General features: G+C 32.1%; 22 protein-coding genes and 1 pseudogene. 13 read left to right on the top strand and 10 right to left on the bottom strand.

Translation table 11 applies throughout. The annotated features are described in order from the left end of the window. Positions 1 to 3 precede the first annotated feature (3 nt). Entirely contained in the window at positions 4 to 1,962 is a 1,959-nt protein-coding gene (locus IPO86_12770; protein MBK9728980.1) for a hypothetical protein, read from the top strand. Positions 1,963 to 2,389: 427 nt separating this feature from the next. Here IPO86_12770 and phbB read toward each other — a convergent pair. After that, positions 2,390 to 3,137, bottom strand: a pseudogene (gene phbB / locus IPO86_12765) (acetoacetyl-CoA reductase). Between the two features lie 151 nt (positions 3,138 to 3,288). On the opposite strand from phbB, the gene IPO86_12760 reads away from it, so the two are divergent. Beyond that, complete coding sequence (locus tag IPO86_12760) at positions 3,289 to 3,918, top strand: LytTR family transcriptional regulator (GenBank protein ID MBK9728979.1); 630 nt, start codon at positions 3,289 to 3,291, stop codon at positions 3,916 to 3,918. Between the two features lie 144 nt (positions 3,919 to 4,062). Beyond that, positions 4,063 to 5,352 carry a hypothetical protein gene (locus tag IPO86_12755; protein ID MBK9728978.1) on the top strand — a complete coding sequence of 430 codons (1,290 nt, stop codon included), beginning with the start codon at positions 4,063 to 4,065 and terminating at the stop codon, positions 5,350 to 5,352. Between the two features lie 322 nt (positions 5,353 to 5,674). On the opposite strand, the gene IPO86_12750 is transcribed toward IPO86_12755, so the two are convergent. Further along, on the bottom strand, positions 5,675 to 7,045 hold the full coding sequence (locus IPO86_12750) for a tryptophanase (GenBank protein ID MBK9728977.1): 1,371 nt from the start codon (positions 7,043 to 7,045) through the stop codon (positions 5,675 to 5,677). Positions 7,046 to 7,147: 102 nt separating this feature from the next. On the opposite strand from IPO86_12750, the gene IPO86_12745 reads away from it, so the two are divergent. Then, positions 7,148 to 7,363, top strand: a complete 216-nt coding sequence (locus IPO86_12745; GenBank protein MBK9728976.1) for a hypothetical protein — start codon at positions 7,148 to 7,150, stop codon at positions 7,361 to 7,363. Here the strand turns inward: IPO86_12745 and IPO86_12740 are convergent. The 3 genes from IPO86_12740 to IPO86_12730 form a co-directional block, all read right to left on the bottom strand. Then, a complete protein-coding gene (locus tag IPO86_12740; protein ID MBK9728975.1) occupies positions 7,323 to 8,360 on the bottom strand; it encodes a response regulator in 1,038 nt (345 codons plus the stop codon). The genes IPO86_12745 and IPO86_12740 overlap by 41 nt on opposite strands. Beyond that, the gene (locus IPO86_12735; GenBank protein MBK9728974.1) at positions 8,338 to 9,279 is read right to left on the bottom strand and encodes a HAMP domain-containing histidine kinase; all 942 of its coding nucleotides are present in this window, start codon (positions 9,277 to 9,279) and stop codon (positions 8,338 to 8,340) included. The genes IPO86_12740 and IPO86_12735 overlap by 23 nt, the downstream gene beginning before the upstream one ends. 86 nt (positions 9,280 to 9,365) lie before the next feature. Next, on the bottom strand, positions 9,366 to 9,671 hold the full coding sequence (locus IPO86_12730; GenBank protein ID MBK9728973.1) for a PAS domain S-box protein: 306 nt from the start codon (positions 9,669 to 9,671) through the stop codon (positions 9,366 to 9,368). A gap of 75 nt (positions 9,672 to 9,746) precedes the next feature. On the opposite strand from IPO86_12730, the gene IPO86_12725 reads away from it, so the two are divergent. From IPO86_12725 to IPO86_12715, 3 genes are all read left to right on the top strand, one after another. Beyond that, a complete protein-coding gene (locus IPO86_12725; protein ID MBK9728972.1) occupies positions 9,747 to 9,848 on the top strand; it encodes a hypothetical protein in 102 nt (33 codons plus the stop codon). Continuing rightward, positions 9,838 to 10,140 carry a CBS domain-containing protein gene (locus IPO86_12720; GenBank protein ID MBK9728971.1) on the top strand — a complete coding sequence of 101 codons (303 nt, stop codon included), beginning with the start codon at positions 9,838 to 9,840 and terminating at the stop codon, positions 10,138 to 10,140. The genes IPO86_12725 and IPO86_12720 overlap by 11 nt, the downstream gene beginning before the upstream one ends. 126 nt (positions 10,141 to 10,266) lie before the next feature. Beyond that, positions 10,267 to 10,722, top strand: coding sequence for a universal stress protein (locus IPO86_12715; GenBank protein MBK9728970.1), 456 nt, complete (start codon positions 10,267 to 10,269; stop codon positions 10,720 to 10,722). Positions 10,723 to 11,377: 655 nt separating this feature from the next. On the opposite strand, the gene IPO86_12710 is transcribed toward IPO86_12715, so the two are convergent. Together IPO86_12710 and IPO86_12705 are read right to left on the bottom strand one after the other, a co-directional pair. Next, positions 11,378 to 11,785: a hypothetical protein gene (locus IPO86_12710; GenBank protein MBK9728969.1), complete on the bottom strand. Its 408-nt coding sequence runs from the start codon at positions 11,783 to 11,785 to the stop codon at positions 11,378 to 11,380. 9 nt (positions 11,786 to 11,794) lie between these two features. Further along, positions 11,795 to 12,631: a universal stress protein gene (locus IPO86_12705; GenBank protein MBK9728968.1), complete on the bottom strand. Its 837-nt coding sequence runs from the start codon at positions 12,629 to 12,631 to the stop codon at positions 11,795 to 11,797. Positions 12,632 to 12,958: 327 nt separating this feature from the next. Between IPO86_12705 and IPO86_12700 the strand changes: the two genes are divergently transcribed. The 3 genes from IPO86_12700 to IPO86_12690 all read left to right on the top strand — a co-directional run bounded on the left by IPO86_12700 (position 12,959) and on the right by IPO86_12690 (position 15,035). Further along, positions 12,959 to 13,789 carry a universal stress protein gene (locus IPO86_12700; GenBank protein ID MBK9728967.1) on the top strand — a complete coding sequence of 277 codons (831 nt, stop codon included), beginning with the start codon at positions 12,959 to 12,961 and terminating at the stop codon, positions 13,787 to 13,789. 94 nt (positions 13,790 to 13,883) lie between these two features. Next, positions 13,884 to 14,501 (top strand): hypothetical protein, encoded by a 618-nt coding sequence (locus IPO86_12695; GenBank protein MBK9728966.1) that lies wholly within the window; start codon positions 13,884 to 13,886, stop codon positions 14,499 to 14,501. Positions 14,502 to 14,510: 9 nt separating this feature from the next. After that, positions 14,511 to 15,035, top strand: coding sequence for a DinB family protein (locus tag IPO86_12690; protein MBK9728965.1), 525 nt, complete (start codon positions 14,511 to 14,513; stop codon positions 15,033 to 15,035). 42 nt (positions 15,036 to 15,077) lie between these two features. On the opposite strand, the gene IPO86_12685 is transcribed toward IPO86_12690, so the two are convergent. The 3 genes from IPO86_12685 to asnB all read right to left on the bottom strand — a co-directional run bounded on the left by IPO86_12685 (position 15,078) and on the right by asnB (position 19,575). Next, positions 15,078 to 16,361: an O-antigen translocase gene (locus IPO86_12685; GenBank protein ID MBK9728964.1), complete on the bottom strand. Its 1,284-nt coding sequence runs from the start codon at positions 16,359 to 16,361 to the stop codon at positions 15,078 to 15,080. Positions 16,362 to 16,466: 105 nt separating this feature from the next. Next, on the bottom strand, positions 16,467 to 17,531 hold the full coding sequence (locus IPO86_12680) for a hypothetical protein (GenBank protein ID MBK9728963.1): 1,065 nt from the start codon (positions 17,529 to 17,531) through the stop codon (positions 16,467 to 16,469). Positions 17,532 to 17,544: 13 nt separating this feature from the next. Then, positions 17,545 to 19,575 (bottom strand): asparagine synthase (glutamine-hydrolyzing), encoded by a 2,031-nt coding sequence (asnB, locus tag IPO86_12675; protein MBK9728962.1) that lies wholly within the window; start codon positions 19,573 to 19,575, stop codon positions 17,545 to 17,547. Between asnB and IPO86_12670 the strand changes: the two genes are divergently transcribed. The 3 genes from IPO86_12670 (at position 19,576) to IPO86_12660 (ending at position 23,748) form a co-directional block, all read left to right on the top strand. After that, entirely contained in the window at positions 19,576 to 20,853 is a 1,278-nt protein-coding gene (locus tag IPO86_12670) for a glycosyltransferase (GenBank protein MBK9728961.1), read from the top strand. It abuts the gene before it with no gap. 366 nt (positions 20,854 to 21,219) lie between these two features. Further along, on the top strand, positions 21,220 to 22,305 hold the full coding sequence (locus tag IPO86_12665) for a DUF3494 domain-containing protein (GenBank protein ID MBK9728960.1): 1,086 nt from the start codon (positions 21,220 to 21,222) through the stop codon (positions 22,303 to 22,305). A 276-nt stretch (positions 22,306 to 22,581) separates the two neighbouring features. Next, positions 22,582 to 23,748 (top strand): geranylgeranyl reductase family protein, encoded by a 1,167-nt coding sequence (locus IPO86_12660; GenBank protein MBK9728959.1) that lies wholly within the window; start codon positions 22,582 to 22,584, stop codon positions 23,746 to 23,748. The last annotated feature ends 44 nt before the right edge of the window (positions 23,749 to 23,792 follow it).

Below are 23,792 nucleotides of genomic sequence, written 5' to 3'. Positions count from 1 at the left end.
TATTTGTTTTTATTATTTCTTCCAGTCAACATACTGTGTCAAAGAATTGAGTTTTTTGGATTTCATCCGGCATATCACCATAGTATTGATAGCTTTAATCAAATTGAAGAAATTTCTAAACAATATATTAACCTAATAAATTCAGAAATTAAGGATAAGAAAAACATGCCCAAGATTTCAAAAGATATTTTTAAACTAATTGAAAAGATTGAACATTCTTCAAGATTTAATGATGATGCAGAAAGAATTATAGGATTTTACTTTAAGGACAGTAGTAATTTGGTCCTGGATGTATTTAATCTAAAAGGTAGGGTTTTTATTGTAGATAATTTTAAAAGGGTACAATTCAGAGGGGACGGTGATTCTTTAAATTTGAGTGAAGTAACTAAAAAGTTATATGACAAAAATGATTTGACATTTTATAATGAAGTTAACAAGAATCTATTCTATCAATATTTATTGCCATATCAAGCTGAATATTATTCAGATTCGATTTATAGTTTGGATTTAAAAAGCACAAATTTTTATAGAATTGATACTGGAAAGTCAATTAAAATTAACGGGACATTAAAACCTAAAGATATATTTAATGAAATAAGAAAAGCATTTTCTGGCTTATCTAATAAACTAAGAGCATCGCCTGGTATTCTGGATACTTATGATGGAGTCAGTCCGAATAATAAGGATTTTCATAAATTAATAAATTGTAATAGAAAGTATCAAAAGTTTTTCAAGGAACATCCTTTATTACTAAATTATATTAAGGTTGCAAACTCATATTATATTGATATAAAATCACCTAAACAAACTGACAGGGAAGTAAAAAAGAAAAGGAGAAAACAATTAGATGACGACTTATTTGTTTTTATGAATATGGTTGATAATAAATTGTTTAGTTTGAATGACATAAAGTTTTTTAATTCTTATGGATTAGATATCTATGAAATAAGAAATGATTTAGCTATAAAAGTGGATAAGATTTTGCAGTGCACAAGTAGTAAGAATTTATCAGGGGAGATCAAATACAGCGATGATTTGTCAAATTCTTTACTTTATTATTATAATTTGATTAAGTATTGTGGAGGTGAAGATAATTATATATCTTTTACAAGACTTGAATCGAAGAAAAATGACATTTATAGAGACTTACTTCTTAAAGCGGAGAGTTATGAAAAAGAAGGAAAGTATTCGTTGGCATTAGATTTATTATTGAAAGCACAAAAGATATTTCCTTACCTCCCTTCATTAAATATTAAATTAAAAGTTATTAATGATAAAATTGCAAATCAAAGGGATACTTTTCCTGTTGATATAAGAAGGAATATGTATGTGGATTGGGTTGAAAAATTGATCAAAGGTGGATTAAATGATTTTGTTTATAAAATTTATAAGTACAGAATGCCAGATAATGACATAACTTTTAATAGACAAGGACAAGAAATAGTTATTGTTTTTACTCCAAGGTCTAATTTGATTGATATTAGATCTGGAATCTGTTATTACCCTTTGGGAGAGTTTACATACGACCTTGAAGAAGTTGAAAATAGTTTTATTAGTAATATTGTTTATTTTATAAATCAAGAATTAAGTTTAGGTGAAAGTAATTTAGATAAATTTAAACCGAAAATTAATATCGATTTTATTGGTTCAGCTGACTTAACTAACTATGATGGCAAAGTAGCTATTAATACAGAATATGAATATTTAAACGAAGTTGTTAAGTCATGTAACAAAAAGGAGGGTCCATATTATTTTCAAGATTTATGTAAGGAAGATGCGAGTCCTTGGAATAAAAATTTAGCCCTTGGGTTTCTCCGTGCCTACCATAAGAAAGCTCAAATTTTAGCTCAATGTGCAGGATTAATTAGTAATTCAGATATATGTGGGAAGGTTATTCAAAGTGGTAATTCAAGCAATAGAGCTGTGATAATTACCATTCAAATTGTGTTTCCAAGTGATTGATGTAATTATCATTTTATTTTTGTTTATTATTTGTACCTATGTTTTATAACTAATTGATAATCAATTTAAATTACGTTCTGTATAGGAAAGTGAACCAATAATCAATAGTCAATAAGCAATAGTCAATAGTCAATAATCAATAGTCAATAGTCAATGGTCAATAGTCAATAGTCAGTAAGCAATAGTTAATAGTCAATGGTCAATAGTTAATAGTCAATAGTTAATAGTCAATGGTTAATAGTCAATAAGCAATAATCAATAATCAATAGTTAATAGTCAATAGTCAATAAGCAATAGTTAATAATCAATAGTCAATAAGCAATACAAAATGGTATAATTAAAATAAATGTATCTAAATTCAATTTTTTGGTTGTTTTCAATAATTTCTTATTAATGAAAGTAACAATATGAACCAAGCTAAGACCTTCTAATACACATGCTGTCCTCCATTTATTGCATAGTTGGCTCCGGTGATATAAGCTGCTTTTTCGGATGCTAAAAAAGAGACTAAATGTGCTATCTCTTCCGTTCCACCGAGTCGGCCCATTGGGATTTGTTCGACGATTTTATTTCGAACCTCTTCCCGAATAGCCATGACCATATCAGTAGCAATATAACCTTGGAGAAATGGTGTTCACTGTGATTCCTTTTTTAGCTACTTCCATAGCAAGCGATTTCGTAAAGCCATGCATACCCGCTTTTGCTGATGAATAATTGGTTTGCCCAAATTGGCCTCGCTGACCATTCACAGAGGAAATATTAATAATTCGCCCAAATCCTTTCTGAATCATATCTTCGATAACATGGCGTGTACAATTAAATACACTATTCAAATTTGAAGAAATAACTTCCTGCCATTGGTCTAGTGACATTTTCCATAAAGGTGTATCCCGGGTAATTCCAGCATTATTAATTAGAATTGAAACCCCTCCATGCGTGTCTTTAATTTCAGCCATCATCCGGCCGATATCTTCAAAATTAGTCACATCTCCTTTAACGATTGTAAAATCATAACCTAAATCATGGTTTTGTTTTTTCCATTCCATTCCTTTTTGATCATTTCGATAATTTGCAAGTACCGTATAACCATCTTGATATAATTTTTGACACATAGCGGTGCCCAATCCTCCCGTAGCGCCGGTTACTAAAGCAACTGTTTTAATTCCTGGATTCATGATTTTTGGTTTAATTTAAATAAAACTTAAAGATAATTTCGAGTCTAAACATTTCATAATACAATGTTAATTAAAAGGAAGATATAATTTTGTAGTTTTGACTTTTAGAATCTAGTGAGCGATTCTATATTAATTCTTCAAACCTACTGTATTGGCTGAGTTTGCTCTATTTACAAAGGATCAAAATGTTTTTCAGCATTTGAAAATCTATCATAACGCTTTGGATTTTAACCCCAAAGACAATCTTAGTAATTATAAACTCATTTGTATTTATCTGGATTCTGAGTCGAAGCTTCAGGAAATCCTGGATGAAACCCCTGAATTAAAAAGCTTTAAACAAATGCTCTTGGGAATATTTGACGGTAGTAATCCTTCTATCAGTTGGTCTTTAAAGTACGAGTTCAAAAGTTTTATAAATCTTAGTCAGTTCAAAATTCTTCTTGAATCCAATCAAAGCCAACCCACTTATGACGGTATTTTTTTAAAAGTTAAAAATCGCTTGGAAAAAATCAAGTTCAGCCAAGTCCGTTGGATTATGGCAAAAGATGTCTATTCCATCATTAAAACCGAAGATGCCAGATACTTAATAGGGCATACGCTTAAGGAAATGGAAGAAAAATTGACTCCGTACACTAGTTTTAAAAGAATTCATAGGTCCTATATCGTAAATATCGATTTTATTGAAGCTATTGAAGAAGGAGAATTGATCATTGATTCAGAAGCAATACCCATCGGACCAGCCTATAAAGAAGATCTCATGACCAGATTGCTCTTTATGTAATTCCATAAAGCTTATTCACCTAGCTATATTAGCTGTTCACCCTTAATTTAGCCTTATTCGCATGGTTTTCGCTTAGGAGGCTATGTACCTGACATAACTTTGCATGTAGAAATACAATATTTAATTAAAATAAAAAAATTAATCATGAATCCTACAGAAACATTTGAAACCCTAGTAAAAAAACAACAAGAAGCTATCAGTCAGTGGACTAATAATTCTAAAACTATCTTGGAAGATTCAATTCAGGCTATGACAACACCTTTTAAGGCTAGCGTTGAATTGTTAAATGAAAATGCAAAAGCAAATCAAAACATATTTAGCCAGGTGAATCCAAAGGATATGACTGAAAATATGCAGAATGCTCCTAAATTTTTTCAAAATTGGTTGAGTATGCAACAAGAATATGCTCAAAAATGGCAAGATTTATTCCAATCCTATAACGGAACTGCCTTCGAAAAATTCCAGGCAAACAATAAAACATTTTCAGAATCTTTTAAGCAAACAATAGCATCTTGGGAAGCCATGATAAATGATGCGAAAAAAGCATTTACAGGTGATTTTAAAAATCCATTTGCAGCGGTTGCTGGTGATAATGCATTCCTAAGTCATTTTTTCAAAGCATATGAAGATATGCAAATCCATTGGAAAAAAATTCTTGAAGATGGAGTTATGAAAGGAATGTTTACAAAAGAGCAGTTTCATTCATTCTTTCCAAATGATTCTTTTAATAAAATCGTAGATAGTCTGATGGGTTTAAACTCAATCGAGAATTTGAAAAAGTCTACAGAAGCTTTTGATAGCTTTTACGAAACTTATTTTGAGAAATTAGAATCTATTCAAAAAGATGCTCAAAATGCAGTTAGCAATTTAAATGGTCAGGTAGAGACAAATACTAAAAATACAATTTTAGAACCTATTGGAAAATTGTATGCAGACTTTTTAAAACAATTTGATCAGTCCAAACCAATTATTGGAGATTTTAATTTGAAAGCGGATGTTAAAGCAATGTCTGAGAAATATTTCAATGGAAGAAAAACTTTCCTTGATTATATCGAAAAGAACATGAGTTTCCAAAATAAAGTGTATGGTAAAGCTAAAGACAGTATGACAGAAACTATGGAAAATTTCTGGACACTATATCAAACTGAAGGGAAAGCCCCAAATTATGAAGCATTTATGAATAGCTGGTTGAAAATTACACAAGTGCGTATTTCAGAGATTTTAAATTCTGAAGAATTAAAGCAATTGCAAAAAGATTTAACAGCATCAAAAGACAATGTCATTACCATGATGAATGATATGGTAAAGGAATATACACAGGCAATGCAAGCTAAAACTGAAATTAAAACGGATGCAGCACAATCTGCTGGCAAACAAGAAGCTGCAAACCAAGTAAAACAAACTAAAGCGGCTCCAACAGCTTCAAAAAAGTAACCGCAATAAATTTTAGTCTTCGTTTTAACGGTAAATATTTTCCAATGATATCGTAATATCGAGTGATAAATAAAGTTTTTCAATACAAGCCTCTACAATAGTGGGGGCTTTTTTTGTGCTTTGAAAGATTGACAGAGAAATTGAATATTTAGCCAAATTTATTGTAGTCACTACATTTTAATGATTCCATGCAATTTGACTTTTTTTTTGGTTTTGAAATTTTTCTTTTATTAGATAAAATTGGGCAATAAGCATACAATATACTTTTTTATTATGAATTTACAGAAGTATATTTTATTCAGTCAATGTTAATAATTGCTAATTAAATGGGTTTTAATTTTGCCGTAAAATGTCTTAAGACTGGAGCTTCTTCAATTATTTTTAAACCTTTGATTGCAGTTCTATTTGCAAAAACTTCAAGAATTACTTCCGCAACATAATCAATGTGACTTTGGGTGTAAACCCGTCTTGGAATGGCAAGTCGTACGAGTTCCATTTGCGCTGAAATCAACTGATTCGATGCATCATATTTTCCAAACATTAAAGATCCTATTTCAACACTTCGAATGCCACCTTCTTCGTAAAGTGCACAAACTAAAGCTTGCCCTGGATATTGGTTTATAGGAATGTGTGGTAAAAATTCTTTTGCATCGATATAAACAGCATGCCCACCAGCAGGTTGCATTACAGGAACCCCTGCATTTATTAATTTATTCGTAAGATATTCAATACTGCGTATTCTGTATTGTAGATAATTTTCATCCATGACCTCCATGAGTCCGATTGCTATGGCTTCCAGATCTCTTCCGGCAAGTCCACCATAGGTAGGAAAGCCTTCTGTAATAACTAATAAATTACGACATTTTTGTGCTAGCTCTTCATCATGCATTGCTAGAAAACCACCTATGTTTGCAAAAGCATCTTTTTTTGCACTCATCGTGCAACCATCTGCATATGAAAATAATTCTTTAACAATTTCTAAAACCGGTTTGTCATTAAATTCCTTTTCTCGCAATTTTATAAAGTAACAATTTTCAGCAAACCGGCAGGCATCAATATATAAAGGAATTTTGTGTTGTATGCAGATCTCTTTTACAGCTCTAATATTTTGCATGCTAACAGGTTGTCCACCTCCTGAATTGTTAGTTATTGTAATTATACATAATGGAATATTTTCTGATCCTTTTTCTTTAATAACTTGCTTCAAGGCCTCCACATCCATATTTCCTTTAAATGGAGACGGTACAGATGGAAGTTTTCCTTCAGCGCATAAAAGGTCAATACCTTCAGCTCCAGAAAATTCAATATTTGCCCGGGTGGTATCAAATAAAGTGTTGCTGAGAATAAACTTTCCTTTACCTCCCAGAATACTAAAGAGGATTTTCTCTGCAGCCCTTCCCTGATGTGTTGGTATTACCAATGGCATACTAGTAATTTGTTGGATTACCTTTTCAAATCTGAAAAAGCTTGGACTTCCAGCATAGGATTCATCGCCTTGCATAATTCCTGCCCATTGATTGCTGCTCATGGCGCTCGTGCCACTATCTGTGAGTAGATCAATGAGGACATCCTGGGAATGGATGAGAAATGCATTGTAAGATGCACCTTCAAGAATCGTTTTGCGCTCTTCTTTGGAATTAAAATAAATGGGTTCTACAGATTTTATTCGAAAAGGTTCTATGATTGTTTTCATAACTTACGTTTTGCACAATCCTGATAAAATTCATTGAGCACGGTGATATTCGTCATTGCCTGAAGTCTAATTAAGCTACAATTTTGTATAAAATTCAAAAGTATGTACAATTTATCAATCGATCAACTGATTATGAGATTTTATCTGATGATGCTTGCAGTTGTTGTTCCAATGTATATCGGAATTCCTGTATTAGCATTCTTAGCGTTGCCAATATTATTAAGTGCAATGTTTGGAATACAATTTAAAATTCCAAAAAAGCAAAGCCGCTCAAAATCTATAGAAAGAAGGAAATCAATTTCTGCGATTGCAGAATAATTATGCCTTCTGAATTTAACTGAATTAATTTTTCTTCCTTAAATTCTGTCAAGGTGCGAATGAGCGTTTCTTTTGCAATTCCGCAATAGGAAGCTAAATCCTCACGACCCAGGTGGATTGCAGATTCTTGAAAAGATTTGGAAAGATTATATAAATGGTACGCTACTTTTTCCCGGACATTGCCAAAGGAATTTATCGCTAATCGTTGGACATAATCTTGGGATCTTTCAGCAAAGTGATGTTGATATGATGTCAATAAATTCTCTTTTAGAATAATATCCTCAATCAATTTTTTTGAAATTGATTTAATATATGACGGTTCTATAATTTCTGTAGTCGATTTGTATTTTGTTTGAAATAAATGATATAAACCCATAAAACATGGTGCTCGATAAAAATCCAGAATAAGTTCTTTTCCTCCTACCGTTTCGATTACTTCTTTGGCCATCCCTTTTTCGATGTAATATATATTATTAATGTTTTCATGAAGCATCCAGATTTTTGATTTTTTTCCAAACTCCTTGGTTTCACAATGCGTTATTAAATCCTGAACTTGCTTTAGATTTACAAATTCTTCAAAATGAATAAGTCCGGTTAATATTTTGGAAGCTCGAGACTTTGATAAATTTTCATATTTATGCAATTTATTTTCAACTACTTGTAATAAATCGGAATCTTCAAAGGGTTTGATCAAGTAATCTTCAGCGCCTAAATTCATGCCTTTACGAAAGTCTTCTTTCTCGGCTTTGGCTGTTAGAAACACTAAGGGTGTGTTTTTTAATAGTTCATCATGATTTAAGATTTTTAAAACTCCAAAACCATCTAAATTAGGCATCATAATATCACACAAAATGAGATCAGGTTTGTGCTCCCGAGCTGCTTGTACTCCAAGCACACCATCTGCTGCTGCGAAAACATGATATCCAGAAAGCTGCAGAATTTCAGTAATATTCTCTCGCATTTCTGTATTATCTTCAATGATCAGAATTTTTTTCATAATTAAATATTTCAGGTAATTGAATTGTTATTTGTGTTCCTTCGGTCTCCATGGATTCAAATCGAATATTACCTTTGATTGTATCCAGATATTTTTTTACAATATTTAGTCCGAGTCCGGTTCCTTGTATATTTAATACATTAGAACCGCGATAAAAAATATCAAATATAAATTTTTGTTCAGTATTTGGAATTCCTATCCCGTTATCTTTTACTAAAATATTATAAAAGTTATTAAGTTTAGAAAGTTCAATTTCAATAGTAGCATGTTCACCAGAATATTTAATAGCATTCGATATTAAATTATTCATAATGTGTTTTAGACAGGTTTTATCAGTTTCTATTAAGGCGCCTTCTAAGTTGTTTGTATTTAATTTAAGTGTTTGTCCTGTTTTCTTGATTAAATTAAAGTCTTCAATGATTTCATGCAGCATGCCATGTATTTCAAAGGATTCAATCTTAAGTTCAAATTTGCCCTCTTCGATTCTCGTAAGGGTTAAAAATTCATTTAAAATTCCATTTAAATAATGAATGTTGTTTTTGATTTTAGAAATATGCACTTTGCGTTTATCTACGAATTCAGCACTTTCATACCGATCTACTAGATTAATAGAGCTTAGTATATTTGCCAAAGGGGTTCGAAATTCATGAGATGCAATAGATACAAAGCGGGATTTTAAAAGACTCAAATCGCGTTCTTTTTCCAGGGCATCAAGCAACTCTTGTTCTCTCACTTTTAATTTTTGCTCAACGGTGATCCTGAAATCAATTTCATGCTCTAAAAAACGATTACTTGAACTTAATTGATTAATACTTTCTTGAAGTTGACCAGTTCTGGAGTCCACCAAATTTTCAAGATTTCTATTTACATACCACAACTTATTCTCCGCTTCCTTTTGCGCACTTAGATCATGAATCACTCCTGTAAAATAAATTTGATCTTCTATGATAAATTTGCTTACCGCTAAACGAACTGGAAATATATGGCCATCTTTTTTTAATCCCGTTACCTCTCGTCCAATTCCAATAATTTTTTAATTCCGGTTTCTAAATGATTTTTTATATATTGGTCATGCTTACTTTTATCCGGTTCAGGAACAATAATATTGATATTTTGACCAATGAGTTCATCAACTTCGTATCCAAAAGTTGCAGCTGCATTTTTATTTAATAATTGGATGATACCTAATTTATTAATTATTATAATAGCATCAATGGCCGTTTCAAAAACGGAACTTAAAAAATTGCTATTTTTATGAAAGCCGTGTTGATCCATATGATTGCTATCATTGATTTTGCTGACAAAGATCATGAACTTAGATCGAACTTGCATCTATTTTTACAAAAAATATAGCTTATGAATTTGAAAAATCCTGTAAGTGACATCATGACGAAAGAATTGATAACAGTGACTCCAGAGGATAACTTGTTAACGGTGAAGCAACTATTTGATATGCATTCAATACATCATATACCTAGTGCATTTTAAGGATCTTGTAGGCTTAATTAGTAAATCTGATTTACAGTTGTATGCTAATTCTGATATGGATCCTATTAGTATTGATATAAAAGAGGACCAAAAATTGAAATTTACTAAAGTAAAGCAAATTATGGTAGTCAGGTTGGGAAAATTAGAGCCACAAGATAGAATTGAGCTTGCGATTGAAGTGTTTTTAACCAATTATTTTCATTGTCTTCCAATTGTGGATGGAAAAGAGTTGATGGGACTCTTAACACCTTATGACATTCTGAGATATGTGGCTACTGCAAGTAAAAGTTAAATTGTGATGAAATTTCTATGACTTCTAAATGATATTTGGTTTGTTTTTAATTTAATAGAAACAAAATGGATATGAAATTTTGTATAGCACACTATTTATTTGTATATTTGGTAAAATAAATTAGATATGAGATCTTTTAGTCAAATTTTATGTCCTTTTGACTTTTCTGAGTTTGCTGAAAAAGCCTTAGACTATGCAGTTAGATTAACTAAAACAAGTGGAGAGCGACTTACTGTTTTGCATGTCCTAGTAAATCCATTTATGTTTGATGGAGGGGGTCCAATTTTGGGAAACAATTTGTTGGCAATGGATTTATTAAATAAAATGAGAGATGAAGAGCAATTAAAACTTTCCGAATTAAAGGAGAAATTAATTGCTGATAATCCGGGATTGAAAATTGATTTTTTAGTAGAGGAAAACAATGATATTGGAGAATCTGTGATACAAGTACAAGTCAAGCTAAATGCAGATCTTATAGTAATTGGTTCACATGGGAGAAAAGGACTGAAGAGAGTATTTCTTGGTAGTGTTGCAGAAGATGTTTTAAGAAATGCAAAATGCCCAGTTTTGGTTGTTAAATAGGAAATTCTAAGCAAATTGCCAATGGATCTATAATTCCTTTATATTTTGGGATTATGTATAATTGAAGATATGAATTTATAAAGAGTGCTTTTAAATTCGGAATCAAATTCTAATTTTGAATTTTATAAGCATCAAAAAGGCAGAGAAAAGTATTCATTTAGGTTTAAATTTTGAGTTTTTATTTTTTATAATCACGTCTATTTATAGTAAAGCATAAATAGGCGTTTTGAGGATATGCTTCAAATGGATTTTGGGATATTATTTTATTTCAATGTTTATTTGGAGCATTTTTTTATAATTTTATTTATGCATAGTGAAATCAATTTCATTAGTGAATGTATACTAAAATAAATGATTGATTTTATTGGGGTTAGTTGCTAGAATATAATATTTTGGTTGAAAATCAGGCACATTCCGGTAAACAGTATTTTTAAATTTTAATTACTAGATGGTAAGGCTTACATAGTAATTGTATCTGAAGTTGGAAATATTTAGATTAATTTTATCTGGATTAAATTCTTTTAAGCAAGCCTACACAAGAATTTACAATTATTGGATTTAAATTTTATGAGTCCTAATATGTAATTTTTGATCATAATAGAATCCAAGAATTATTTTACAATGTCTAAATTTCAATAATAATATTGTTTATTATTTACGATAGCAAATGATTCCGATCCGTTTTGCTCCTTTCCTGGAGGTCATTATGAAACGATTCTGCCTCCGTATTTTGTTTTTCTAATGTCCAGTCATCTGTCACAGTTGTTTCAATCCACACATCACCCGATTTTCTAAAGACTTGTATTGAAAGACCAAATATGTCATTAAAATTTTTCTCAAGTTCAGCAACTATAGTATGTGGATATATTTCCAAAATACCTTCGTTATGTTTTGTTCGACAATTTTTTATAAGTGTATCATTGGAAATTATGAATTCTTTCCTTGATCCCCCATGAATAGGATGGGGCTTAGTAAAGAATTCCATTTTAAGAAATGGATATTTTTTAGAAAAGGATTTCTGTATATCCAAAATGGAATTGGTTTCAATGATTTCGATTTTCATAGCTGGATTTTAATCATGGAATGCTAAAATAGGTAGATCTAAATTGAATGCAGTTTTCTTTGAAATCCGCTCGTCGAAGATATTTGTAATTACAGAATGTTCTCTAGAAATGATAACAATGAGGTCTATGGTGTTCATAGCTAAGTATTCCTTAATTCCATCTACGATGTTCTCGTTTTCAACAATATGATAGGAAGTATTATTTAAATTCAATGGAGGATTTAAGTGGTTGGCTTGTAATTGTTCAGAGATGTTAGGAAATATTTCCAATTCGTCTGTAACATTTAGTACATGCACATGTGCATTAAAATAGTTTGCCAGTTCTACCAGTGGTTTTAATAATTGTTTATTTGAAAATGGTTTAAGGTCATATGCAAAGAGAATATTTTTTATTTTTGAATAGGTTGTTGTAGAATGGATTGCTATAACTGGAATATGGGATTTTCTAAACAAGTGGGTTGTTATACTTCCTACAAATCGCTCTTTAAGGAAACCCTCACCTTGCAGTCCTATAATAATAAGGTCATTTTTATATTGTTTACCAAATTCAAGAATCTGTTCGATTGGATGACCATAAACGCAATGGACATTTATTTGGATTGAAATTGCACTCTTTAGTCTGAGATCTGAAGCAATTTCATTCAAATGATTTAAGTGATTATTTCTGATTGCTTCTATTTCTTCATGATCTGGTACGTATACATATGAATCTACGGCAGAAACAGGAATTGAAAAGATATGCAGAAAATCCAAAGTGGCACCACTTTCAAGAGCAAAGTGAAAGGCATATCTGGCCGCTTGCAGTGACGGATTAGAATAATCAATAGGTACCAGAATTCTCTTCATATCAAATTCTTTAATAGATTTAATGAATTTTAATGGTAAAAATAGAGAATACAGAGCTTTAGTATATTGATTGTAATCAGTTTGGTTAGTGATTGTTATCAAATAAACCTCAAATAACGGTAGGAAGGCATTCAAAACAACTTTGGGTTTGGTTTTAACGGGGCATTGTAGGCTATTTTAAATTGAACAAGCTGGGTTTTACAGACTTTTCTTATTTTATAGTATGACAATAATCATGCAAACAAATGAGCTATGTGCTCTTCTTATATATATATCGCACTAATTTTGATTTCGTTCTAGTTTTCTAATACCTATAATTCTATAATCATGAGATCTATTTTGTTGCCAATTGATTTCTCAAAAAATTCAGAATCTTCTTTGTTATTTGGTTTGAATTTGTCGAAAAAGGAAAAGCTTAAGGCAATTATATTGCATGTCGTTTCGCCATATTCAGGATTGGATAATAATATCTACCAAATTTTTGATTATTCAATATATTTGGAGGAACGAAAGAAAGCTACAGAGGATTATTTATTCAAATTTAAGCAAAAGAATAATCTGTCAAAATTAGCTACTGGGGTAATTTGCGAAAGTGGCACTGTAGCAGATTCTATTTTAAAAATTTCAAAAGAACAAGCAGCAGAACTGGTGGTAATGGGCGCAATTGGTTCCGGAAACATTTCGAGGATCGTTGTTGGCAGCAATACCCAATTTGTTTTAGGTTTATCTAAAATACCACTTTTGATTATTCCACAAGGATTTAAATATGAAGATTATAATAAAAAAATATGCTTTGCTACGGATTTTCATTTGAAACTAAATAAAGCATCTTTAGCTATTTTTGAGTCCTTTAGTTTTATTAAATCTGCTACTGTGCAGTTTGTACATATTAGTGATGAGAAGTATCCAATTTTTAAGGAAAAGCATACAGAATTGGTTGCATTATTATTTGGAAAGTTAAAAACCAGAATTAAATATATTTTTTCAAAAAATTTAACAGATTCTTTAGAGGCTTTTATGCAAGCATCAGAATCTTCATTATTAGTATTACTTCCACATAGTCATAATTTTCTTTACTATCTTTTTTTTAGAGGTCATACTATTTCTGTTGTCAAAAAACTAAAATACCCGGTTTTAGTGCTTTATGATCTTAAATAAATGGGCAGGGTTAAGCTTCGGGAAGGGGGTGCACAATTCTAATAATTAAAAAGTTTTGATAATTTGTACTGAATAATGGATCTTTGCCATTCACATGTATCAACTTCTTTTTGGCACTTTTTTAATAAGTGTTTTACACGCACTTATACCAAGTCATTGGCTGCCGCTCATTGCTTTGGCTAAAGCACAGGAATGGTCAGAGCGAGAAACGATTAGGTATACCTTCTATCTTGGCTTAGCACATGTATTAAGTACTGTCTTATTGGGTATCTTACTTGGGGGTATTCTGTTTGGTTTTCAAATTGTTTATGATCAGAAATTTTTCTGGATAGGGCCTATAATATTGATTGCATCTGGCTTTTATTTTATGTATCGACATCATACGCATCATCATTTTCATATTGATGACCACATGATGGACCCCACAAAGACACGCAAGCAAATTCTTTATGCCTTATTGGCATTTATGTTTTTGTCTCCTTGTCTTGAAATAGAGGCTTATTTTATGAATGCAAGTTTATATGGTTGGGGAACACTCTTATTATGTGTATTTATTTATGCAATTATTAGCTTGTTTGGCATGGTCATTTGGGTATGGATTGCCTTCCGAAGCATAAAAAGAATAAATGCCCATACATGGGAACATAATGCTGGAATCATTACTGGTATTACTATGGTCCTAACTGGTATTTTATCATTTATTATTCATTAATACCAAATTATGAATTTTGATTTGGAACGAACTATAGAATTATTGGAGCGCACTCCAGGAATTTTAGAATCTTTTTTAAAAGACTTGTCGGCATTCTGGACAAACCCGAATGAAGGTCCTGAAACATGGTCGGCAACGGATGTTTTAGGTCATTTTGTACATGCTGAAAAAACAAATTGGATTCAAAGGATTGAAGTTATTTTGAATTTTAATGGGGAAGGTACGTTTGCTAATTTTGATAGATTGGCACAATTTGAAAATTGTAAAGGAAAGTCAAATAACCAATTGTTGGGTGAATTTAAATTGGAACGACTTAAAAATATAAATGCGCTTAGAGCAATGCAGCTGACCCAATTTGACCTTGAAAAGAAAGGCATACATCCTTCTTTCGGCCACGTTACATTGCATCAATTATTGTCTACCTGGGTGGTTCATGATCTGGATCATATTTGCCAAATTTCAAGAGTCATGGCAAAACACTTTAAAGAAGATACAGGACCTTGGATTGAGTATTTAAGAATATTGAAATCTTAATTTTTGGATTTTAAATTTATGAACAGCTTCCTCCATAAATTTTTATTTAAGCCAGGGCTTAGGTAATACACTTTTTTTTACTAATACCATAAGATCTTTGAAAATAAATAAATTGATTAACAAGTACAAAAAGGTTGCAATGGCATACGCATAACTTGCTCCAACTAATCCAAATTGATTTACAAGAAAATAGGATCCCAAAAGTAGACTAAGATGAAATGTCAAATCGGCTTTAAGTCCTGATCTGAACATTGCTTTTGATGCTATCAAATAGCTTAGAATAGAAGCCGTAATCCGAAATACATCACCAATCATTTGAAAGCTAAAGAGTTCCCTCATAGGCCGAAATGATTCTGCTAATAACAAGCTGATAATAATGTCTTTGCATAACCAAATGCTGCCAGACAAGATAATCATAATAGGGACAATACGTTTAAATGCTTTCCGGATTTCAGTCACCAGGTCCTGCGTTTCTGATAATTCTGATAATTTTGGAATAAAGTAAACAATCATAATATTCGTTATGACCGTCAGGTAGCGATCTGATAAACTAAACATTGCTTGCCATAAACCTGCATCTTTTGTAGTAAGTTGATGTTCAATATTTTCCCGAATAAAAATCATAGTCCACATCCAGCTAAAGGACGTAATAGCAGCAAATACTCCATATTTGATCAATTGAAAAGCTAATGGCAAATCAATTTTTGGATTGAAATATTGAGTATTTAACATGTTAAGCTTTTTGAAAGCAAACAATCCAGTGACTGTTGTCAATATTCCAAATATGGAATTCGAAAATAAAGCGCCAGCAATATGAAAATTATATATTGAATAGGTAGTAATCACTAAATTAAGTAGTGCGGCTGAAATATTCACATAACTCAACATTCGAATTTCTCCGATACCATTTAAAACACTGGTGATGATAATTTGAAGTGAAATAAAAAGTAAAAATATTCCATAAAGTAAAAATACGTTTTCAAAATTCTGGTTATTAAAAGCAGCAATATTCAAAAATTTGTAAGATGTAAAAACGACTATCATGCCGAGGACAGATCCTATCAAAATAATTCCGAATGCTGTATTTATTATTTTTTTTAGTTCGGTTTCATTATTTTTATATTGTGCAACATATTTAACAATTCCGGTAGCAATAGAAGCCGTAGAAAAAATAAGAATCAGTCCAGTAATATTTGCAAATTTTCCAATATATGCTGTACCAATTGGGCCAATTAAACTGGCGCTTACTTTCGTAATTACCAATCCAGTAATAAGATTGACTACAGAGTAAAGACCGCTTAAAAAACTGGTTTTATAAAAGTTCATTATACTATGGAAAATATATTAAGAACTGCATAGGTGAAATAAATTAGGTAAGTTATAGGAGTTGAATTCATTTTTAATTTATATTTAAAATCAAATTAAATCGTATCATTTTACCAATTTCATCGCTAAAAATGGAGATAATTGAAGCTTAAAGGGTGGATTTAATTTTAAAATTTTATTTAAGATGATGGCTATTATATTTTTAATTTTTGAATGGTATTGCGTATTGTAAAAACCAGTGATTATACTAAATTTAAATTGTGCATTTTGTGCAGCTCGTTCATACTCTTTTACAGAAACCAATCGTTCCACCCAAGCACCTGTATATGGATCGCAGGTATTTGTTGAATCTTGAGATAAAACAGGAAGCAATCCTGTTTGAATATAAGCTTGAGTACGCTCGATGATTTGGGCTTGAGCGAAACCACGGTTTCGTTTAGCTAACTTCTCGATTAGCTTCTGGTCTAATTCTGGAAACTGGTTTTTTATAATTTCAGATCGCAGTTTCATTCCACAATTTGCAGTATCTAAAGTGGGGTTATCCATATCCATATTGCTACCAAGATTTTCATATTTTGAATGGATTTTACGGTGGATTTGTTTAACAATAGGATTATGTATATTTGCAGAAGTGGTTATTACGGAATTAAATTTATCACTTTTTAAAACGCTTAACTGTTTAAAAAATTGCGTATAGTCTGGCAGGTGTTCAATGACATTTCGAGAACCTAGGCCAGTAGGTTTAAGCATATTTGAATTGCAATATTCAACTAATATATCGGTATCACCAAGTATATAATAATCAGGTTCAGCATTCAATTCTTTGGCTAGTATTTTTATGCCTTCAAGATATTCTTCAGAAATATCATGGCTTATACATTTTGCACCAATACGTTTAACCAAAAATGAAAAAAATCCAATTCCAGCTCCATGATCAATTATTATATGGTCCTGAATATTTATTAAAGAATCATTCAGAATATGAAATAATATGAAAGCATTACATTCACTCACATATTTAATTTTACCCAAGTCAAATCGAAAATAACTTTTTACACGCTCATGAAGATTTAGCGATTCAAAATCCAAGTGTATGATATCTTGTTCCAATTGTCTGGAGACTTCCAGAATAGATGAAAATGAATAACTTCCTTTTTCTAATGATTTCATTTGTAAATTTAAATTAATTGAAAAAGGATTGATACCACAATTCGCTGGACAGGATTCTCCAAAGTTCATTTTCGCCAAATGTGTGAGGATTTTTTTCAAATTTACGTCGTATTGCTTTTCCATTCCACCAGGGGCGATCTAAAAATTCTTTCGATTGAATTATATCTTGAATTCCAGGTGCTAATGTAGTATGAGTCCAGAGCGTAGTTGGCGTTCCAAATCCGATTTTATCTTTTCTATTTAAAATTATATCAGGAACTATATTTTTCATGCTTTGTCGAAGAATGTACTTATTAACACCATTGTGAAGTTTAAGTGACGCAGGTATATTAAAAGAAGATTCAACTAATCTATGATCAAGAAAGGGTACTCTGCTTTCAATTGAATTAGCCATAGAGTTCCGATCCTCCCATCGTAACATATGAGGTAGATGTGTTTGTTTTATGGATCTTGACAATGCGGCGTCAATAAAGGAATCTTCATTTGGAAAATTATTCTGAAGGAGCGTGTTCGGGTATAAATCCCTGGTTGCATATTTTTGATGTTCTAATTGTCGAACTACGGAACTATTTTTTTGTAAAACTTTCCAGGAAAGATATGCATGGGATAAAACTTTTTTAATTCCCTGGTTCTGAGTGAGTGCATAGATTGTTTTACCATACGCAGAATAATTGTGATCTTTTAGTAATTGAGCCAGGTAATATTTAATAAAATAAGGATAACCAGCATACAGTTCATCTCCACCCTGACCATTCAGGAGAACAATAATTCCAGCGTTTTTTACATTTTTGTAATTTTGAAAAGCCGAAAATGGACTTGCACCAGTAGTGGGTGCATCTTGTTGATATATCCAGTTTTTAATTTCATTTAAATTTACATCATGACTTCCTGAATAAAAGGTAGATTTAAATCCACCAGTATCTAAAACAGCCTTGATGTACTTGCGTTCGTCATATTTTATACCTTCATAATAAACAGAAAAGGTTTGGATAGAAGTGTCTGTTAAACTTCTGGCAATACAACAAACAGAAGATGAATCAATACCACCACTTAATGCAACACCTAAAGGTACATCACTGCGCAATCTTAATTTTATGGAATCTTTTAAAAGAGATTGTATAGATTCGATGCTTTGTGTTTCGTTCCAGGATATTTGATTTACTTGCTTTGGCAAATCCCAATACTTCGTTATAGTAAGCCCATTTTGGTTTATTAAAGCAAAATGCCCGGCAGCTAGTTGTTTGATTTCTTTAAAAAAAGTGTCTGTATCTTCAAAGGATTTATTGTCTCGAAGAAATTCTACCATCTTAAATTCATTCGGAGATAATGTTACAAGATTGGATTTTGAAAATTGCTTTTCTTCCGATGCCCAAACAAACCGATTTCCATCAAAATAATAATTGAAAGGTTTAATTCCAATTCGATCTCTTGCTACAAATAAAGTTCTTTCTTTATGATTGTAAATGACAAAAGCAAACATTCCAATAAAGCGTTCTAAACAATGAGTTCCCCATTGTTTATAAGAATGTAATAAAACTTCCGTATCACTACCAGATATAAAACGATGACCTAATGATTGTAATTCATTCTTGATTTCAATATAATTATAGATTTCACCATTGAATGTTATCCAACAATTTTGTTCATGATCAGACATTGGTTGATGTCCAGTTACTGATAAATCGATAATTGACAATCTCCTGAATGCGATTCCTAAATTTGAAGTTGTAGATTCAGGTAATTGTGTTGATGTCTTTTTTATTTCAGTAATTGAATCATCATGAAAATGATGCGTTTGTGCTCCTGTCTTTGTATTGATTAATAAATATCCTTCATCATCTGGACCCCGGTGCCTTATAAGGCGGTTCATTTTAAGGAGGGATGTTGTTTCAATTGGAGCACCATCCAAATGGTATATACCAGATAATCCACACATATTATTAAAAGCAAAGTTAGTTAAGCTATTGCTTTTAAAGCTAGTTCTTATCTCTTTATATTCTGTATTTTTACCCCGAAGTGTTAAACCTAAACTAATTAAATACAATTGAAAAAGGTTTTAATAATTAGCTATTATTGGCCTCCATCTGGAGGTTCTGGTGTGCAGCGTTGGCTTTATTTTGCAAAACATCTTCGTTCATATGGTTGGGAACCAATCATATATACAGTTTCGAATGGTGAATATCCATATCTTGATGAAGGTTTGAGTCAACATATTCCTCCAGGAATTGAAGTTCTTAAGAAATCTGTTTGGGAGCCATATGCTATGTACAGAAAAATTTCTGGAATTGATACTAAAGTGGATCCTACAATTATGGCCGAATTAGAAAAAGGTAGCTTTTTTAAGAAATGTTTACTGTGGATTCGAGGTAATTTTTTTATACCAGATGCAAGAATGTTTTGGATTCGTCCTTCAGTTAATTATTTAAATTCGTATTTAGAACGCAATAAAGTAGATGTCATTGTAAGTACTGGACCACCACATAGTACACATTTAATTGCAAGAAATCTAAAGCGTAAACATAAGATTCCCTGGTTAGCGGATTTTCGAGATCCCTGGACTCAGATTTATTTTTTTAGCCAATTAAACTTAAGTAAGCTTGCGCAAAATATTCATTTGAGACTGGAGTATTCTGTATTAAAGGAAGCAAATTGTGTAGTTACTGTGAGCAATGATTGTAAGGTCGGACTTCAAAAGCGAGTGAACCGAAAAATTGAAGTTATAACGAATGGATATGAAGAGTTTGAGCGAAAGTCATTTTTGGATAGTGATGGAAAAATTACCATGATATATACTGGTGTCTTAAGTTCAGATAGGAATCCAAAGATATTTTGGGAACAACTGACAGAATTTTTAAGAAGCAAACCTGAGATCAGTCATAATTTCCAATTACTTCTAATAGGGAATATTGACAAGACCATAATTGAAGATTTGAGAAAATCAAAATTGGCTAAACATTTAGTCGTTCATTCTTCAATGTCACATTTAGAATTGCAAAACTTTTTGAATAAAGCTGATATTTTATTAATGATCGGGGTGCCAAATCATAAAGGCGTAATAACCGGTAAATTTTTCGAATATTTATTTTTACGAAAACCAATTTTCTCAATATCACCAGCTGAAAGCGATGTAGTAACTATTCTCAATGAAACCAAAGCTGGTTTGAATGCTAATTTTGAGGATGCCGATTTGCTAATGAACAATTTGAACGCTACATTTAAACTAATAATAGAAAATTCATTTGATCCTGATGAAATTTCAAATTCTAAAATACTCCAGAACCAAACTAACAGAAAGGTTGTCAGCATTGTTAGAGGAGATTAATACAGAAATTATTTAATTTTTGTAGTTTAAGATACATTTAATAAAATATGATAAGACAAAACAGAATTCGACAATGCTTTATTAAAATTCTGAAAACACGACTAATATTAGATTTATTATTTATAAATTGCATTAATAATTATATTTTATTTGGTATGTAAAAAATTATAGAAATATATATTTACAAAATTTGTATTTATTTAAATTATTTTTATAATTTTACATGACGACCTTTAACAGTAAGGATTTTTAGCATTTTATCAGAATTTGAAGTTTAAGCTTGTCTTAATCTTTAACCGTTAGTTGAGTAGTGAGTTTTTGTTCTGGACTGGAGGGCCTTATAGGTGTATTCAAATTATTGAACATATGAAAACGAAACTTTGTCAATTATCTATAGCGATTCTGCTATTTGTCTCTCCATTTTTCACTTATGCACAAGCTCCAAATCTAGGGACTGCCTCTACATTTGCTTTATTTACAGCTGTAGGTGCTTTTGGTAATACCGGAGCTACTATGGTGGTGGGTGATATAGGAACCAATAATGGTGCATTTGCAGGTTTTCCTCCGGGCACGGTCATTGGAAATATTCATGTCATGGATGGAGTTTCCTCTACAGCCGCCACAGATGTAGGTATTGCATATACGTTTATGAGTGGGATTACCTGTGGATCAGTAATTGGAACCACTTTAGGAGGTGGCCAAGTATTAACTCCAGATGTTTATTGTCTCGGCGGTGCTTCTGTATTGAATGGAACCTTGACTTTGGATGCACTTGGAGATCCGAATGCTTTATTTATATTTAAAATAAACGGTGCTTTTTCTGCTAGTGCATTTTCAAATATTGTGTTGGCAAATCAAGCCAATTTATGTAATGTCTATTGGCAAATAAATGGTGCACTATCACAAGCTACCGGATCTGTTTTAAGAGGAACTTTCTTGGTTAATGGTGCTATCAACATGGCGTCAGGTGCTTCTCTTTTTGGTAGAGGACTTTCCATTGCCGGAGCTATAAATTTAAATGCAAATATGGTGACCTTAAGTTTTGCACCGGATTGTACAATCACTGGAAGTAACACGGTATGTCAAGGTGGAACCACCCAACTTTGTGCCCCAATCGGCGTAGGGAATGGTTACTTATGGAGTACAGGAGAAACTACCCGTTGCATTACAATTAATGCACCAGGAACCTACACGGTAACGGTAAATGCCGGATGTTCAAGTACCTGTACTAAAACTGTAAGCTCTTTGCCAGCACCTGCATGTACCATTACTAGTGGCGCTGTATTTTGTTTAGGAGTTTCAACTCCGCTATGTGCTTCTACTGGATATACTAACTATTTATGGAATACCGGTGCAACTTCACAATGTATTACAGTTATGAATCCAGGCACCTATTCTGTTACTGTGACTGATAATAATGGTTGCCAAAGTAGTTGTAGTATTACAATCTAAATTTTTAGTTTAGAAATTTATAAAGCTTAGCTTAAATATTAAGGAAAAAATAGAAATAGGGATAATTTTGAGATAAAAATTATCAAAACCTAAGTTCTCAAAATATTTCATCAATTGTTTCCATCTGTGTTGAAAGTAAGAGGATTTCATAAAAGGGATCAACTGCTACTGTTGAAGATTTTATAGTGTACCTTGCAGCACTTGACCCCTTGTTCAACTCGGGCTTAGCAGAACTTATTTTTGGAAATAATGGATTCCTACTTGCAAAATTAGCTCATGCAGAAGAATTATGATGTAGTGATTATAGGTGGAGGTCCGGCTGGAACTGCTGCGGGCATTACTGCACGAAATCATGGATTGAGCTGCTGCATTCTGGACAAGAGTCAATTTCCCAGAAAAAAACTCTGCGGAGGATTAATTACGCAAAAGACACTGGATCTCGTAACTGAGATCTGCAAAGATATCCGACTGGATGGCTTATATAATTTTAAATCGAATCAGGTTGAAATCAAAAATGGGTCTAATGCTTTAGTTGATTTTAATGTTCAGATATCTCTTTATTTTACATATCGGGAGGAGTTTGATCATTTGTTGCTAAAAAAATTTGAAGATCTGGGTGGCGATGTTTATCAGTCTAACATTCAACTAAGCCTTATCAATACGACTAACCGCAGCATACATCTTTCAGCGTATAGCATTCATTACACTTACTTGATTGGAGCCGATGGGGCAAACAGCAGTATCCGTAAGTTTTTGGATTATGATTACCGTTCATCCGGTTTTTGCCTGGAACAGGAGATCGGATTTGGTCAACTTAAGGATCGGAATCCTGAATTGGTTAGTGTTTATTTCGGAGTGATACCCAATGGATATGGATGGGTCTTTCCAAAAAAAGAAGGATATACCGTGGGCGTGGGTGGTCCTGAAAGTAACAGCCTAAAAATGAAAGAACAACTGCTTTCGTTTCTGAATACTTTAGGAATAGTAACCGATTCAGCTAAAGTAAAAGGTGCCTTCATACCTTATGGCAGCTTTCCGAAGCGGCTTGCTTCAGATCATATTCTTTTAGTTGGAGATGCGGCTGGGTTCGTGGATCCTGTCAACGGGGAAGGCATTTATTTCGCAATCTTATCTGGACAAAAGGCCATACAGGCAATTCTGGATCGCGATCAATATGACAATCTGGAAGAAGCCTACCTTTTCAAAATTCGTCTTATAACAGATATCATCCGGCAGGGAAATATCGTGCACAAACTCCTGTTCAATCCTTTTTTGGGTCCTGTTCTCTGCAGAATTCTTAAAGGACACCATGCTGCTGCTGCATTCTTCCTTGACAATCTGGTGTCCCGTTATAATTTTCGATACAGTCAGTTTTTCTCTTTGATAAGCACTTATTTGAAAGAAAAAAAATCCAGAAAGGATGCTGGAAAAATAACACACTGAAATGCACTGTAATTGCAATCCATTCAATATTGGATAAACGGGCA

Source organism: Saprospiraceae bacterium, from assembly GCA_016717265.1.
GTDB lineage: Bacteria > Bacteroidota > Bacteroidia > Chitinophagales > Saprospiraceae > Vicinibacter.
This window is presented reverse-complemented; position numbering and strand designations above follow the sequence as displayed.